Origin of the sequence: Bradyrhizobium sp. KBS0727 (assembly GCF_005937885.2) — a bacterium.
Lineage (GTDB): Bacteria > Pseudomonadota > Alphaproteobacteria > Rhizobiales > Xanthobacteraceae > Bradyrhizobium.
The window spans coordinates 1,159,878-1,173,820 of record NZ_CP042176.1 but is presented as its reverse complement, the minus strand read 5'-3'; the positions used below and the strand labels follow the sequence as shown (position 1 = coordinate 1,173,820).

Annotated in this window: 13 protein-coding genes; 3 read left to right on the top strand and 10 right to left on the bottom strand. The window is 61.2% G+C overall.

The annotated features are described in order from the left end of the window. Nucleotides 1-13 precede the first annotated feature (13 nt). Nucleotides 14-208: a hypothetical protein gene (locus FFI89_RS05490; protein ID WP_138833621.1), complete on the bottom strand. Its 195-nt coding sequence runs from the start codon at nucleotides 206-208 to the stop codon at nucleotides 14-16. 421 nt (nucleotides 209-629) lie between these two features. Between FFI89_RS05490 and FFI89_RS05485 the strand changes: the two genes are divergently transcribed. Continuing rightward, on the top strand, nucleotides 630-1,751 hold the full coding sequence (locus tag FFI89_RS05485) for a glycosyltransferase (protein ID WP_138833619.1): 1,122 nt from the start codon (nucleotides 630-632) through the stop codon (nucleotides 1,749-1,751). Nucleotides 1,752-2,270: 519 nt separating this feature from the next. After that, the gene (locus FFI89_RS05480; RefSeq protein ID WP_138833617.1) at nucleotides 2,271-3,566 is read left to right on the top strand and encodes a hypothetical protein; all 1,296 of its coding nucleotides are present in this window, start codon (nucleotides 2,271-2,273) and stop codon (nucleotides 3,564-3,566) included. 12 nt (nucleotides 3,567-3,578) lie between these two features. Here FFI89_RS05480 and FFI89_RS05475 read toward each other — a convergent pair whose 3' ends face one another. The 6 genes from FFI89_RS05475 to FFI89_RS05450 form a co-directional block, all read right to left on the bottom strand. Beyond that, complete coding sequence (locus FFI89_RS05475) at nucleotides 3,579-3,986, bottom strand: hypothetical protein (RefSeq protein ID WP_138833614.1); 408 nt, start codon at nucleotides 3,984-3,986, stop codon at nucleotides 3,579-3,581. An 83-nt stretch (nucleotides 3,987-4,069) separates the two neighbouring features. Then, nucleotides 4,070-5,587, bottom strand: a complete 1,518-nt coding sequence (locus tag FFI89_RS05470) for a lipopolysaccharide biosynthesis protein (protein WP_138833612.1) — start codon at nucleotides 5,585-5,587, stop codon at nucleotides 4,070-4,072. Nucleotides 5,588-5,615: 28 nt separating this feature from the next. After that, entirely contained in the window at nucleotides 5,616-6,677 is a 1,062-nt protein-coding gene (locus FFI89_RS05465) for a hypothetical protein (protein ID WP_138833610.1), read from the bottom strand. 70 nt (nucleotides 6,678-6,747) lie between these two features. Then, nucleotides 6,748-7,401, bottom strand: coding sequence for a PIG-L deacetylase family protein (locus tag FFI89_RS05460; RefSeq protein ID WP_138836109.1), 654 nt, complete (start codon nucleotides 7,399-7,401; stop codon nucleotides 6,748-6,750). Beyond that, a complete protein-coding gene (locus FFI89_RS05455; protein ID WP_138833608.1) occupies nucleotides 7,401-8,198 on the bottom strand; it encodes a sugar phosphate nucleotidyltransferase in 798 nt (265 codons plus the stop codon). The genes FFI89_RS05460 and FFI89_RS05455 overlap by 1 nt, the downstream gene beginning before the upstream one ends. Continuing rightward, nucleotides 8,195-9,484, bottom strand: coding sequence for a class I SAM-dependent methyltransferase (locus tag FFI89_RS05450; RefSeq protein WP_138833606.1), 1,290 nt, complete (start codon nucleotides 9,482-9,484; stop codon nucleotides 8,195-8,197). The genes FFI89_RS05455 and FFI89_RS05450 overlap by 4 nt, the downstream gene beginning before the upstream one ends. Nucleotides 9,485-9,682: 198 nt before the next feature. Between FFI89_RS05450 and FFI89_RS05445 the strand changes: the two genes are divergently transcribed. After that, a complete protein-coding gene (locus FFI89_RS05445; protein ID WP_138833604.1) occupies nucleotides 9,683-10,213 on the top strand; it encodes a dTDP-4-dehydrorhamnose 3,5-epimerase family protein in 531 nt (176 codons plus the stop codon). Nucleotides 10,214-10,232: 19 nt separating this feature from the next. Here FFI89_RS05445 and FFI89_RS05440 read toward each other — a convergent pair whose 3' ends face one another. From FFI89_RS05440 to FFI89_RS05430, 3 genes are all read right to left on the bottom strand, one after another. Then, on the bottom strand, nucleotides 10,233-11,540 hold the full coding sequence (locus tag FFI89_RS05440) for a DUF4910 domain-containing protein (protein WP_138833602.1): 1,308 nt from the start codon (nucleotides 11,538-11,540) through the stop codon (nucleotides 10,233-10,235). Nucleotides 11,541-11,579: 39 nt separating this feature from the next. Further along, nucleotides 11,580-12,665 (bottom strand): NAD(P)-dependent oxidoreductase, encoded by a 1,086-nt coding sequence (locus FFI89_RS05435; RefSeq protein WP_138833600.1) that lies wholly within the window; start codon nucleotides 12,663-12,665, stop codon nucleotides 11,580-11,582. A gap of 159 nt (nucleotides 12,666-12,824) precedes the next feature. Beyond that, nucleotides 12,825-13,781 (bottom strand): GNAT family N-acetyltransferase, encoded by a 957-nt coding sequence (locus FFI89_RS05430; RefSeq protein ID WP_246669368.1) that lies wholly within the window; start codon nucleotides 13,779-13,781, stop codon nucleotides 12,825-12,827. Nucleotides 13,782-13,943: the final 162 nt, after the last annotated feature.

Sequence of the window (13,943 nt, the reverse complement as noted above, 5' to 3'; positions counted from 1 at the left end):
AGCAATGAAGTCATCAATGCCGCAGCTGCGGCTTGACGATCGTCTGCTTTATTTCCGCGCCGCAGTCGGCGCATTCATAGGTGAAGTCGATCTTCGCCATGCTCCAATGCGGCTCGACGTCGCGCACGAACATCGGAAGTCCGACGCAACTCGGACAAATGACGAAAGCTGGCTCGATGTCATTGTGATGATGGATATAGGCTGGCATGTCGGCTCTCCCCATGGAAGCATTCACCAGTAGCCCGTGACCCGACTCAGAGCATACGCCCGCCCCGGCAAGCCCATCATGAACTCTTGCGAACACAGGAAGAACGGCGGCACATTTCCGGTAGATGTGACCAATTTGCACAACCGTGTCCGCGCTGCCACAACGCGTTAATTCTCTTCACGCGACCGTGGCTTGCCGGCAACCCACTTTCAAACGGGCGTCGTGATGCGGATCTTCTGCCGTCCAGGCACGAGCCGCTTGTGTGCGACGATGTTGGCGCGCGGTGCCGGCGCGAAGCCCTCATCTCCGATTAACGGTGTCGCGCGAGATCTGCCGGCGCGCATTGTCACTGTGGCAGAAACATGATTTGTTGCTTTTTTGTCGCACCCACAAATGTCGAACTGATCGTAGGCGCGGACTCGTGCACGGCAAGGTATTGCTCCTATCGCAGCGTCGGATTTCCGATCTGGTCGCGTTTTGCCTCGCCTATGAGTTCGAGGATACTTTTCAGGCCGTTACCGGTGCCGAGCGCATCGACGCTACGGATCTACCCTCACTCGAGTTCTCGCGGCGAGCCTACAAGCTGGCGCGTGCCACGACCGGATCATCGCGCGTTGCACTTCGGCTTGCGCCGTCGCCGCGGGGCAAGGTGGCGCTGGAGCACGATTACGAATTGTTCTTTCCGGTCTTCAGCAACGCCTTCGAATTGTACTCGCTGGCGACGATCCCGGACTGGCGCCAGCGCTGCCGCAAGACAGCCTGCTTCATCACCGAGGTCTGGACCGACCAGTTGCCGGAATATCTGCTCGAGCTGCTGTCCGAATTCGATCATATCTTTCTCGGGCTGCGTCACTGCGTCGACGACGTCGCGCGCATCACCGGCCGGCCCTGCAGCTACCTTCCGCTGGCGACCGATGTACTGCGTTTCGCACCAGCGGCGCTGGATCAGCCGCGGCCGATCGACGTCTGCAACATCGGCCGCCGCTCAGCGGTCACGCATCAGGCATTGCTGGCGGATGCCGAACGACGGCACGCCTTCTACTACTACGACACCGTGGCCGCGAGCGGCTCCGACCTGAAGCAGCGTACGTTTCGCGTCGACAACCCTGGGGAGCATCGTCTCATGCTGGCGACAATCCTCAGACACAGCCGCTACTTCATCGCCAATCGCAGCCACGTCAACAATCCCGAGTTCACCGCCGGTCGCGACGAGATTTCCGCACGCTTCTACGAGGGCATCGCCGCGGGCACGGCCATGATCGGCGAAGCGCCGCGCACCGACGAATTCAAGCGGCAGTTCGACTGGCCGGACGCGGTGATCCACCTCCCGTTCGATTCCCCCGACATTGCCGATATCCTGGCGGACGTGAACGGCAACCCGGCGCGGTTGCAGACGGTTCGCGCCAGGAACGTCGTTGAGGCCGCGCGCCGGCACGACTGGCTGCATCGCATCAGGATCGTGTTCGATGTCCTCGGCCTGGCGCCGACCGACGGCATGGAAGCCCGCGCCGATCGGCTCGACCGGATCGCTTCGCAGGCCTAGCACGATACGTTTCGCCACGGCGATCATGTCAGCGTCAGCAACGCGCGGTTGCTGGTGCCGAACCAGCTCGATGCCTCATCCGCATTTGCGCGGCATCAGCCGTCAGAAAGTTAATGAACCCTCGAAACATATGGTTAACGAATTCGTGAAATTGTGGAGGAACGGACGGCCGACTCATTACTTCCGGTGACAGCCTCGATTTTTTTGGGACTGACACGACGTCCCTGTGTTTCGGATGCCCGATGACGAGTTGCCGGCAAAAGTGCCGCCGCCTGACACGGACTCCGACGGTTTTGGCTGAGGTTCGCCGTGAAGCGTAATTTGTACATTGCTGGTCATCGCAGACCGGCTCCCGAGGCTGGCCTTCAGCAAGGCGGGACCGCGCCGTCCCGGCCGGCGCCGCGACGGTATCGGGCAGGACCTCAGCGCCGCGAACCGTATGCGGCCACCGACGAGCGCCGCCCGGAGGGCGCGCCGTTTTCCCATTCGCCGGATCGATCGCGCCACAACGCCAGATTCTTGAACGAGAACGAGCTTCGCATCGAAGCCGAGCGGCATCAGAAATCCGAACTCAAGCGCCTCCGTGAGGAGGTCCTCGATATCGCGCGCGAACTGAAAGACATGCGACGCCTCGAAACCGCACGTTCCGGCGCCAAGGGCTTTGCCGGCAAGCCGGGTCGGGCAGAAGCCACACGGGAGTTCGGGGCCAGGACCAGACCGCCCGGCATGTCACGCAGCAGCAAGTTCGCGGCCGACATCCAGCAGAAAGCCCGCCCTCCATTCACCGTCTACGATGCGCCAGGCGAACCGGCGCAGCCGTGCCGCGCTCCTGCTTCGGAGACCCCCGGCCGCCCACCTGAGCGGCAACCGCAGGCGCCGGACGGCAATCGCCGTCCACCTGTCGATCCGGCCCAGCGAAACCCCGGCGCCGGCACCGTCGATGCAAACACCAAAGCGGCGCCCGCACGCGCGAAAACACCGCCGCCGTTGATCGTTCCTGGCGTCAGGATTGCCGCGAAGATTCCCGCCACGCGGGCCAAAGGCTTCCGCTTGAGCCTCGCAGCCAAGGTCGCGTTGCTTACGGTGCTGATGCTGGCAGGAACCGGCCTGATCACCATGAAGCTCTGGGGTGGAATGCCCTGGCTGAGCCCGGCGCGGCAAAAAGTTGCCGACATGCTGGTCCACGTCTCCTGGCCGGTGGCAAAAGCAACGCAACAGGCACCATCGAACGCCGCGCCGATCGCCCGCCAGACGCCCGCCGCCACCCCGTTCGCGGCTCCCGACACCTACGGCGTCTATGCCATCAGCGACGGGCAACTGACGCCGCTCGAGCCGTTGCCGATCCGCGTTCCCGATGCGCGCGTGTCGATTTCGAGCACGATATCGAAACCGGCGCCGGCGCCGCTCGCCAACGGACATCTATCCTTCGTGGTCTATCACCGTGAATTGGCCACCAGCGTCCCCGAAACGGCCTCGGTGCGGATCGTCGCAAAGGTCATGCAGGCGACGACGTTCGCCGGCAGCAAGCCGAAGTCGATGGCCATCGAGGATACCTGGGCGGTACGCGGTGGAGCGGTCGATCTGCGGATTGCGCCGGTGCCGACGAATCAGGAGATGATCCTGATCCGGCCGTCCGATCCGAATTTCACCCTGTCACCGGGGCGTTATGTTCTGATGTTCAAGAACCAGGCCTATGACTTCAGCGTCGCGGGAACGGTCAGCGATACCGCGCAATGCCTGGAACGGGCGGACCTGCAGGACCGGTCGGTCTATTCCGAATGCCGCGAACTTCCGGCACAGCCGCTCAGCTTCTAGCTAGAACCCGCGTCACGCCTTCGCTTGATTGAGGACGGGCACTTTGATCTGCGCCGCGGCGGGCGCAGCATTGATCCGGCGCCAGATCAGCAATCCAGCACCGCCACCGATCAGGCAGATCGCCGTCAACACCCATTCGCCAGTTCGGAGGCCGCCGCCAGCGACGGCATAGGGCAACAGGCCCAGGCCAACCCAGAACAGCTTCTGCCATTGGTAGCTGTCATGCCGCTTGGCGATCTGGCGACGATTGAACCAGATCTGCTTCGCTTCGGCGGAAAATGGCAGGACCTTGCGCAGCACGGCCGGACCGACCCGAAGTCCGATCAGTAGTGCGAGGAATAAGGCCAGGTCGATCCAGATCCGGTCAGCGCCGCCGGACAGCGCGCGAAACACCGGCGGAATGCACAGGCCAAGCGCCACGCGGGAAACCGCGCTTGATGGGCCGCTGTCGAGTTCGACAAGAAATCGTTCGAGATGTTGCATCGGTATGCCTGGGTCTGGGCTCAAGAATTGACGGGTGAACGAACGGCACGAAAATCGCGCAGCACGGAAAAAACCAGCCGCAGCGGATCGGCAACTCGGAAGACACCGATCACCACGGCGAAATAGGCTGCCACGCAAACCATGCCGGAAACGAAAACGCGCATGAACTGGGACAGCTCGCCGAGAAACTCCAGTTGCACCACAAAGCCCACCGCAACGGCGACGAGCCCCGCGACCGTCTGGGGACCGACGGCCTGCAACACATCCCTGGTTCCGATGCCGACCGGCCGCCCGGCATAGACCAGCGCCGGGACGAACAAAACAAACATCGCAATCGTGTAGGCGATGGCGACACCGGTAACGCCGAACGGCAAGCCGGCCGCCAATGCCAATAGCTGGAACACGGCACTAAAGGCGCCCCACCACATCCAGCGATCGGCGCGCCCGGCCGCGACATGAATCCATCCCATGGTGCGCTCAACGCTATGGGCAATGCCCCGCACGGCGAAGATGCATAACAGCGGCCCTGCAGGCGCCCATTTCTGCCCGAGCAGCAGCACCACGAAATCCTGCCCGGTCACCGCGAGCACCGCAAAGGCCGGCGCGGAGAAGAAGCTCAACGACGACAGCGCCATCGTCCAGGAACGCTTGAGTTCGTCGATGTCGTTCCGGAGCTTGCTCAGGCTCGAGGCCGCGATGTTATGCAGCGGTTCGGTGAGAATACTGAGCACGTTGCTGTAGATCGTGAATGCGTTCTGGAAATAGCCGAGCGGGCCCGCGCCCAGGAAATAGCCGATCGCAATCCGATCCGCCGATTTCGCCAGATAATCCGTCATGGTGAAACCGGTCACGCCCAGTCCGAAGCCGACCAGCTCCTTCACGTCCGACGAGAAACGCGGCCGACCTGGGACCCAGTGGCAGCTCATCCAGACGAACACCGCCGTCAGGGCCGCGGTCACGATCGGCTTTGCCACCAGCGACCAGTAGCCCCAGCCCGTCAGCGCCATGGCGACGCTGACGATGCTGCCGATCAGGTTCGCGGATATATCGATCATCGCGATGTGACGGAACTGCATCGCCCTTCGCATCAGCGCGTAGTGCTGGGTCGACAGCGCCGTCAGGATAAAGGTGACCGACAACACCAGCGCGATGCCGGTCAGGGACGGTTCACCAAAGAACACCGCCACGGCGCCGCTGCCACCGGCGAGCAGAACGGTCAGGACCAGCGCGATCGCGATGTTCAGCCAGAACAGCGCGCTGATATCTGCCTGGGTGATATGGGTCTTCTGCGTCGACGCTTCGCTGGTGCCGAGATCGATCAGCATCGGCGCGAAACCGACCAGCGCCACCACCATGGCCACAAGACCGAAGTCGTGCGGACTGAGCACGCGCGCCAGCAGGATCGTCGAGGCCAGCTGAACGAAGATATTTGCGCCGCGCGCGGCGATGAAGATCACGCCGCTGTGCAACGACGCCCGGCCAAGGCCGGCATAGGCCTTGTTTTCCAGGAAATATTTGTCGGCGCCGGACTCAGACAAAACGATCGTTCCTTGCAGTCGTCAGGGGTCAGTCCGCCTTGACCGCGGTTTTGGGCACGCGCTCCAGCCAGATCTCGCGCCAATAGGGATAGATCGCGCGCGGACAGAAGCGGCGGCAAATCGCATAACGCGCTTCGCAGACGGCATCCTTGAGGATGATGGCATCGGTCTTGAACCGGATCATCTTGCCGGACGCCTCGTCGATGATCTGCTTCTGCCGGCGTTCAACTTCGTATTCGCGTTCGGTGAATGGCACCATCTCGCCATCGAAATACAGCCCGCGGTTCCGATAGGTGGAATCCAGGGTCTTCAGAATTTCCTTGTAGGGCTTGACGCGAACCTTCTCGCCGACTTCCAGATCGAGCGTCGCTCTCGGCACCGGAGTGCCCTTCGGAACGCCGTAGGGCCGGTTCGGATAGGGTACGCCACCGATCGTGCGCTGGAATTGATCGTAGACCCAGCGCATCGCGAAACCGACCCCGACGCCGGCTTCGGCGACCGTGCGGTAGGTGGAGTACAGCAACCCAACCGCCAGTTCCGACAGGCGTACATTGCCCGAGGTGTAATCTTCCACGTATTGGCGAACATCCCACCAGGGCAACGGCTGGGTGGCGAACTTGATCTGCGTGTTCTGACAGACATAGAGCTGTTCAGTCTCGCCGGCGGCCATCGGGACCCTGATGCTCGAATGCAGGACCTCTTCGGCGCATCCGGCACCGCTGGACGGAACAAGCGGTGCGGACGCCGCATTAACCTTCGCCGGCTCAGCGCTGATCGGCTTCAGCCACGCCTCTTTCCAGAAGATCAGGCATCCGGCCTCGCAGCCGTCATGCGCCGCGCCATTGCAACGGATGTTCGACAGATGGACGGTGTTGGCCATCTTGCGACCGCCGATCCCGAGTGCGGGATCGCAGGTCTTGTGCGCCCGCTTGCCGACCTTCACCCGGGCGCCGCAGTATTTGAGCATCTCCGGCATGAACGGCAGTTCGTCGAGACGACCATTGGCATCCAGCGTCGCCAGAATTTCTTCCTTTGACTTGACCTGGACCCACTCATCGGCGTGAATCTGCGGAGAATGTTCGTTGCACATCGCGATGCTCACTCGAATAAATCTGTTAAGTCCCGGCACTGCGTCAGCAGTGCACTCGCGCGCCGTATCGTCAAATCAGCGCAAGCTTGCGTCCAAAAAAGGCTTCGGCGTAACGCTCCGGCGCACAGCACTCCATGCCCCTGATCCGCGCCAATCCCCGAAACGTTTCGTCGTCGAACCAGCGCTTTGAGCGCTGGCTGCCAAAATGCGAAATCAACAGCTCGATCTTGCGCTTCAGCGCCACAGCAGAAACCGGCACGTAGACGTTGGGCTGACCGATGTCGCCGTCCCACTTCGGAATTTCATATTCGAGGATCTGATGATCCCGGAACGTATTCCACGTCAGTTGGCAAACCTTGCGATGGTCCTGATGCGCATCGTCGCGCCGATGGGTCAGGATCAGATCCGGATCCACCCTTGGCTTCAGCGCCTCGAACCACTGCTTGATTGATTCACCCTGCTCGGGGAAGAAACCGTCACGAAACGACATCACCTCGACCTGGGCCTTGGCGGCCTTCGCAAGAAAGTCGGCCGCGGATTTTCTGGCCTCGTCGTCGCGGATGCCACCGCCGCTCAACACGCACCAGTGCACGTCGAGTTGTATCCCGCGTTCCATCAGACTGAGCAGCGTGCCGCCGGCGCCGATTTCAATATCGTCCGAATGCGCTCCCAGACACAGAACCGAGAGACGCTCGCCCGGCTTGGCAAGCTGCAACCCTTTCATCACGCGGCCTTGATGCTCGGCAGGACTTGCTGAATGCGCCACGGCGTGTCGCCACGCTCCACCATGTCCTCGAGAACCTGGCGGTCGCGCAGCGTATCCATCGCGCGCCAGAAACCTTCATACTTGTAGGCCATCAAGTGACCGCCCTCGATCAGGCGGTTGAACGGCTCCAGCACGAGTTCCTCGCCTTCCTTGATGAAGTCGAAGATCTCTTTCCGGAAAATGAAAAACCCGCCGTTGATCCAGATATCGGATTCCTGGCTCGAGCGGATCCGCTGCACGGAACCATCGGCGTCGAACTCGGTCAGGTGGAAGCTGATCGGCGGATGGATCGCGATGAAGCAGCCGATCTTGCCGCTCGCCTTGAATTTCTCGATCATCTCCGGCAGCGGCGCGTCGGTCAGCCCGTCGCTGTAGTTGGCGAGGAAGATTTCCTCGTCCTTGACGAGGTGTTTGACCGCCATCAGGCGTTCGCCGATGTTGCGCCAGGTGCCGGTATCCACCAGCGAGACGCGCCAGTCCGGCGGCCGGTCGCCAAGGATCTCGACCTTCTTGCCGAACTCCGAAATGACGCAATCGCTGTTGGCGGTCTGCCGGTAGTTCAGGAAGTAGTCCTTGATCACGTTGGCCTTGTAGCCGAGGCACAGAATGAAATCGTCATGCCCGTACTGGCTGTAATACTGCATGACGTGGCACATGATCGGCTGATGTCCAACCGGCACCATCGGCTTCGGGATGCTTTCGGAATATTCCCGAATCCGGGTACCCAGCCCGCCGCAAAAAAGAACGACCTTCATTTCGAAAGCTCCCGCGGGTCGATGACATGCACGCTTGGTATCGGTACGATGAACTTGCCGCCCCAGTCGCCGACGTGGCGCATCTGCGCAACGATCTCGTTCTTCAGGTTCCAGGGCAGGATGAACAGATAATCCGGCTTCACCTCGTTGATGACCTCGACCGGATAGATCGGAATGTGCATGCCCGGCGTATAGCGGCCGTGCTTGTAGGGATTGCGGTCCACGGTGAAGTCGAGGAAATCGGTGCCGATGCCGCAGTAATTGAGCAGCGTGTTGCCCTTGCCCGGCGCGCCGTAGCCGCAGATGCGCGCGCCCTTTTCCTTGCACCCGATCAGGAACGACAACAGCTTGCGCTTGGTATCGTGAACACCGGCGGCGAAGCGTGCGTAGCTGGCAATGTCCTCGAAGCCGATCTGGCGCTCATGGACCAGCAGCGCGGTGACTTTCGACGTGACCGTGTGCGCGGCGTCATCGCGGCAGAGATAGACCCGCAGCGACCCACCATGGGTACCGATCTCCTCGACGTCGAACACCTTGAGGCCGTGGCGCTTCGCCATGCGGTCGATGGTGACCAGCGAGAAGTACGAGAAGTGCTCGTGATAGATGGTATCGAACTGGTTCTCGTTGATGAGCTTCTCGAGATGCGGAAACTCCAGCGTGATCACGCCCTGCGGCGCCAAGAGATGCGCCATGCCCGCCGTGAAGTCGTTGAGGTCGGGCACCTGCGCCAACACGTTGTTGCCGATGATGAGGTCGGCGGTCTTGCCTTCGGATGCCAGCCTCTGCGCGAGGCTGAGGCCGAAGAACTCGACCAGCGTCGGGATGTTTTTCTTGCGCGCCACTTCGGCGACGTTGGCGGCCGGCTCGATGCCGGTGACGGGAACGCCAAGCGGCAGGAAGTGCTGCAGCAGGTAGCCGTCGTTGCTGGCGATCTCGTAAACCCGGCTGTTGGCGCCGAGCGCCAGGCGGGCCTTGATCATTTCGCAGTAGCGCCGCGCATGCTCGACCCAGGACGTCGAATAGGACGAGAAGTAGGCATACTCGGTGAAGATATGTTCGGGCTGGACGTATTCCTTGAGCTGCACCAGGAAGCAGCGATCGCACACCAGCGCGTGCAGCGGATAGAACGGCTCCATTGCATCGGTCTGCTCGGCCGTCAGAAAGCTCTCGCACAGCGGAGACATTCCGAGGTCCATGAAGCTGGTGTTGAGAGCCTTGTCGCACAGCCGGCAACGACCGTGGGTGGTTTTCGACGCAATCAGTTGCGAGAAAGAATGTGCGTTCATGGGCCTGTGCTTCGCAAATTGGAATGGGCTGCTCGAACGAGTGCTTTGCTTCGTCAGCGTCATCTATTGCATAAGCCAATGCCATTTAAAGCGTTGTACCGTATTATGGTAAAATTCTAAGTAGTTACCATTATTTAAGCCGACATTCGCTAGCGTGCGGGCTGGTTAATTCTGGCCTTACTGGAGCAGAGATTCATCATGCGGTTCGAAGCGATCGGTCTCGAAGGCGCGTGGCTCGTACGTCCCGAGCCGGTACAAGACAGCCGCGGTTTCTTTGTGCGCACCTTTTGCGTCAACGAGTTCTGTGATCACGGCCTCGAAACCTCTTTTCCACAGCACAGCGTCTCCTCCTCGCTGCGCAAGGGGACAGTTCGCGGCATGCATTTTCAGCGCGATCCTCACGGCGAAGTGAAGCTGGTGCGCTGTCTCAGCGGATCGATCTGGGACGTGATCATCGACATCCGCCCGGAGTCGCCGACGTTCCGTCAATCGCGCGGCTTCGAACTTTCGGGCGAAAACGGACTGCAGCTCTATATTCCGGAAGGCTTTGCCCACGGTCTCCAGACGTTGCAGGATGACACGCGGGTCAACTATCTGATCTCGAAGTTTCACGTGCCCGGCGCCGCCGACGGCGCTCGCTACAACGATCCGGCGTTTGACGTGAAGTGGCCGCTGCCGGTTACCACGATTGCGGAAAAGGATCTGGGCTGGCCGGATTTCAAGGCCTGATCCGGTCCGCGCTTCGTCATCAGGCGGATGCGAGCGGCTTCAACAGCCCGTGATCGCCCAATAGCTTGGCTGTCCTTTGCACGACCGCAAACGGCAGCTTTGCCCGTTCCGCGATGTCGAGCAACGAGTTGGTGCCGTCCGATTGATTGAGGATCCAGAGCATCGCCATGTTCGCGGCAGCGGCGTCCTTGTCGCCCCCGATCGCGCCATAGAGCCCGCGCTTTCCAAGCTGCGGCTCGCCCTTCGGCGAGGTGTTGCAGTAGATCCCGTTGCCCTCGATCGCGCCGATGGTTTCGTTGATCAACCGGTAGGACTCGCTCAACGCCTCGGGCCGGATGAAGTCGAGATTGTCCGCCGAGGTGTGGTATTCGGGAATAGCGCCGAACTTGCTGCGCGAAAACAGGCCGACCGGCAGGTTGAACCCCGGCGAGCAATATTGCCGCTCGTCATAGCCGTACGGGTAGAATTCCTCGATCACGGGCGACAATCCGGAATGGTTCAGCGCATGGATCATGGTGCGGTCGATTTCCGCATTTCCACGTCGGCTCTTCTTGTAGGTCGGGCCGCCGCGGTCTCCGACCATCGAAACGACGAGGCCGTGCTTGATCCGATGCACGCGATCTTCGTTGCGGGCGAGCCAGGTGATGGCGCCGATCGTGCCGGGCGCGAACAGGAAGCGGTAGCTGTAGCGGGTGCGCAAACCTGAGATACGCTTGGCCAGATGCGTCAGCAGCGCGATACCCGAGCAATTGTCATTCGCCAGCGAAGGATGGCAGACATGGGCGGACAACAGGAACTCGTCCTCCGTCTCGCCCTTGTGCAGATATTCGCCATAGGTGAGATGCCCATCCGTCAGGCTGGAATCGATCGAGACCTCGTAGGTCTCATCGCGCAGCGCCTCGAACTGCCGGTGCGGCATGCAGAACGCCCAGTTTTCCGCGTAATAGGACGTTCGATAGGGAATCAGGTCGGGCTGATCGGGCAGCGTGTAGATGTGCTTCTTCAGCTCAGCGAGCGACATCCGCCGCTGCACCGGCACGCTGTAGCTCATCACGTGCAGGTTCGATCGGCCGAAATCGACGATCTTTTCGCCGCCTTCGTTCTTGATCCAGGCGTCGCGAATGTTCCATTCGCGCGGAATGGTCCAGTCCAAGACCGGCGTTCCGGTGGCAACTTCGTGGATATCGAGGTCGATATGCGCGCCGACCTCGCGCAGGGTCTGCCGGACCCCGTTGCCGGTTATGCTCCGGCAAATCGGGAAAATCCTTGCGGCGAGCGCAAGGATTTCTGTTCCGACATCGTCGATGAGAGGTTTGTCCAGGGACATCCCGCTCCTTTCATGGGCCGTCTGGCCCGGCGTCCAGCCTCAGGAACCGGCCAGCAGCGGCGCAGCACCAGCCGAGGCTGAAGTCCTGCTTCCGCTCGTGCGGTGCCGCAGATCGGTTTCGAGGATTCCGTCAGCCAGCAGCTTGTTGATGTGACCGATGCGCTGGTAGCGCGGGCCTTCGAAGTCCTCCAGCGTGATGGCGGATGCCCGATATGCCTTGTAGAGCTGCTCGGCACCCTTCCGGGCATCCCATTGCGGCTTGAAGTTCGGCAGCCGGGTTTTGATCTTTTCGAAGCTGACGCGATACGAACGGGTATCCGGACCGGCGCCGTCGGCGAAATCGACCTCGCAGCCGGGCACGACGTCGGCGACGATCTTTGCGAGATCGCGGATCTGGTAGTTGTGAGCGGTCTGGCCGACATTGAAGGCTTCGTTGAACACCGCTTCCACCGGAGCCTCGAGTGCCGCGATGAAGGCGCGCGAGATATCCTCGATATGCACGATCGGACGCCACGGCGTGCCGTCCGACTTCATGTGGATTTTCTTTGTGGTGATCGCCCAGGCAACGAGATTGTTTAGCACTACGTCGAACCGCAGCCGCGGCGACACGCCGTAGGCCGTGGCCGGCCGCAGATAGACCGGGCAGAAGCCGTCGCCGGCGAGCTTTGCGATGCCGCGTTCGGAAGCAACCTTCGATTCGCCATAGGCCGTCACCGGATTGAGCGCGCCGGTTTCGTCAATCATGCCTTCGCCCGACTTGCCGTAGTTGCTGCAGGACGAGGCGAACACGAAGCGGTGGACGCCGGCCTTCTTGGCGAGTTCGGCGAGCCGCACGCTGGCGCGATGATTGATCTCGTCGGTCAGACCCGGCTTGAGGTTACCGAGCGGATCGTTGGAGAGCGCGGCAAGGTGGATGACGGCATCGACGCTCCTTAAGTCGGCGATGTCGGCGTCGCGGGTATCCTTGAGGATGGTCGGCACGTCGCTGATGACGCCGCCTTGCGGGAACGTGCAGCGCTCATAGAGATCGCTGTCGAGGCCGATCACTTCGTGTCCGGCCTGAAGCAGCATGGGCGTCATAACCGAGCCGATGTAGCCGAGATGTCCAGTCAGCAAAACGCGCATTGTTCACACACCCTGTTGGTTTGACGTCCGCAATTTGGACGACGGTGTACACGATGTCAGATCGTTAATTCACGCGCTCGATGAAACCGTAGTTAATCCAACGTCGTAACCAGTACGCGATGTCAGGCGTTAAGGTTTACGAAGCTTTCCGTCGCGGCTTCACCACAATGCGAACTGTGCCATTCCGTTGCGAGCCGATATCCTGCGCATCAGCGCCCGCGGTATTTTTCGAATGGTGTGTTGAACCCGGTAATTGGCCGTCGAGCGCATGACATCGAAACGGTTGGCGATTTCGCCACCGAACGCCACCATGAAGCGATACCTGGCATCGTTTGCGATGCCGCCATCGAAATCGAAACACAGACCGAGCGAATGCGCCAGTTCGATCCCGCTCCACAGCAGCAGGCTGACGGCGCCCGGGTGCGCCACGCTCCTGTCGCGCGTCGACAGGAAATAGTGCACGTATTTGTCGTCCCAGACGAAGAACACCTTGGCGTGCGCGACACCCTCGGCATCGACGGCCGCAACGATCTTGCATTGCCGGCGGGCGCTGGCCGCCGCAAAGGCAGGCGCCAGCAATGCTAGATCGAAGTAGGATTCGGCGCCTTCCAGATTGGCTTCATAGAAGCTCGCGAACTTCCTCACATCCTCGATCTCGTGAACCGTCAGGCGCTCCCGCGCCCGGCGAATGATGTTCTTGGTCTTGTCACGCAGGCCTGCCCACAGCGGCTCAATGGATTCGCCGCTGCAATCGAGCAGAAAGGTCGGATGCACCTTGACGTCGTAGCCTGCGGCCAGAAACGGCGCGAGGTCGCCAAAACCGGAATCCAGGGTCATCTCGACATGATCGTGACCGGCGATCTGCTTCAGCAGCTCCGCGATGATGGAGTGGGTCGAGCGGGTTCGCGCTTCCGTCTTGCCTGACTGAGGTGCTACGACCGGTCCGAGAAAGCGTGTGATCTGCGGCATCTCGCAGATCTTCACATTGCCTTCGCAGCGTTCGACAAACCGCAGCGATCCGGCCAGGCGACCGCCGCGATGACACATCACTTCGCGCCAGCGTCCGGGCGCCAGCGCATCTAGCCACCAGTCTTCATGGAAGATGGATTTCCGCATCAGATGGCGAGCCAGACCGGTTGATGAATGTGAGGCCGACGAGCTTTCGCAAACCAGCGATAGCCGCCGCCGGACAGGAAAGGCCTGCCGCAGGCATCGATCGGTGGTAGCCCCAAGCGTTTCATGTTTTTGCTTTACCGAACACGAGCCCAGTCATAGCGC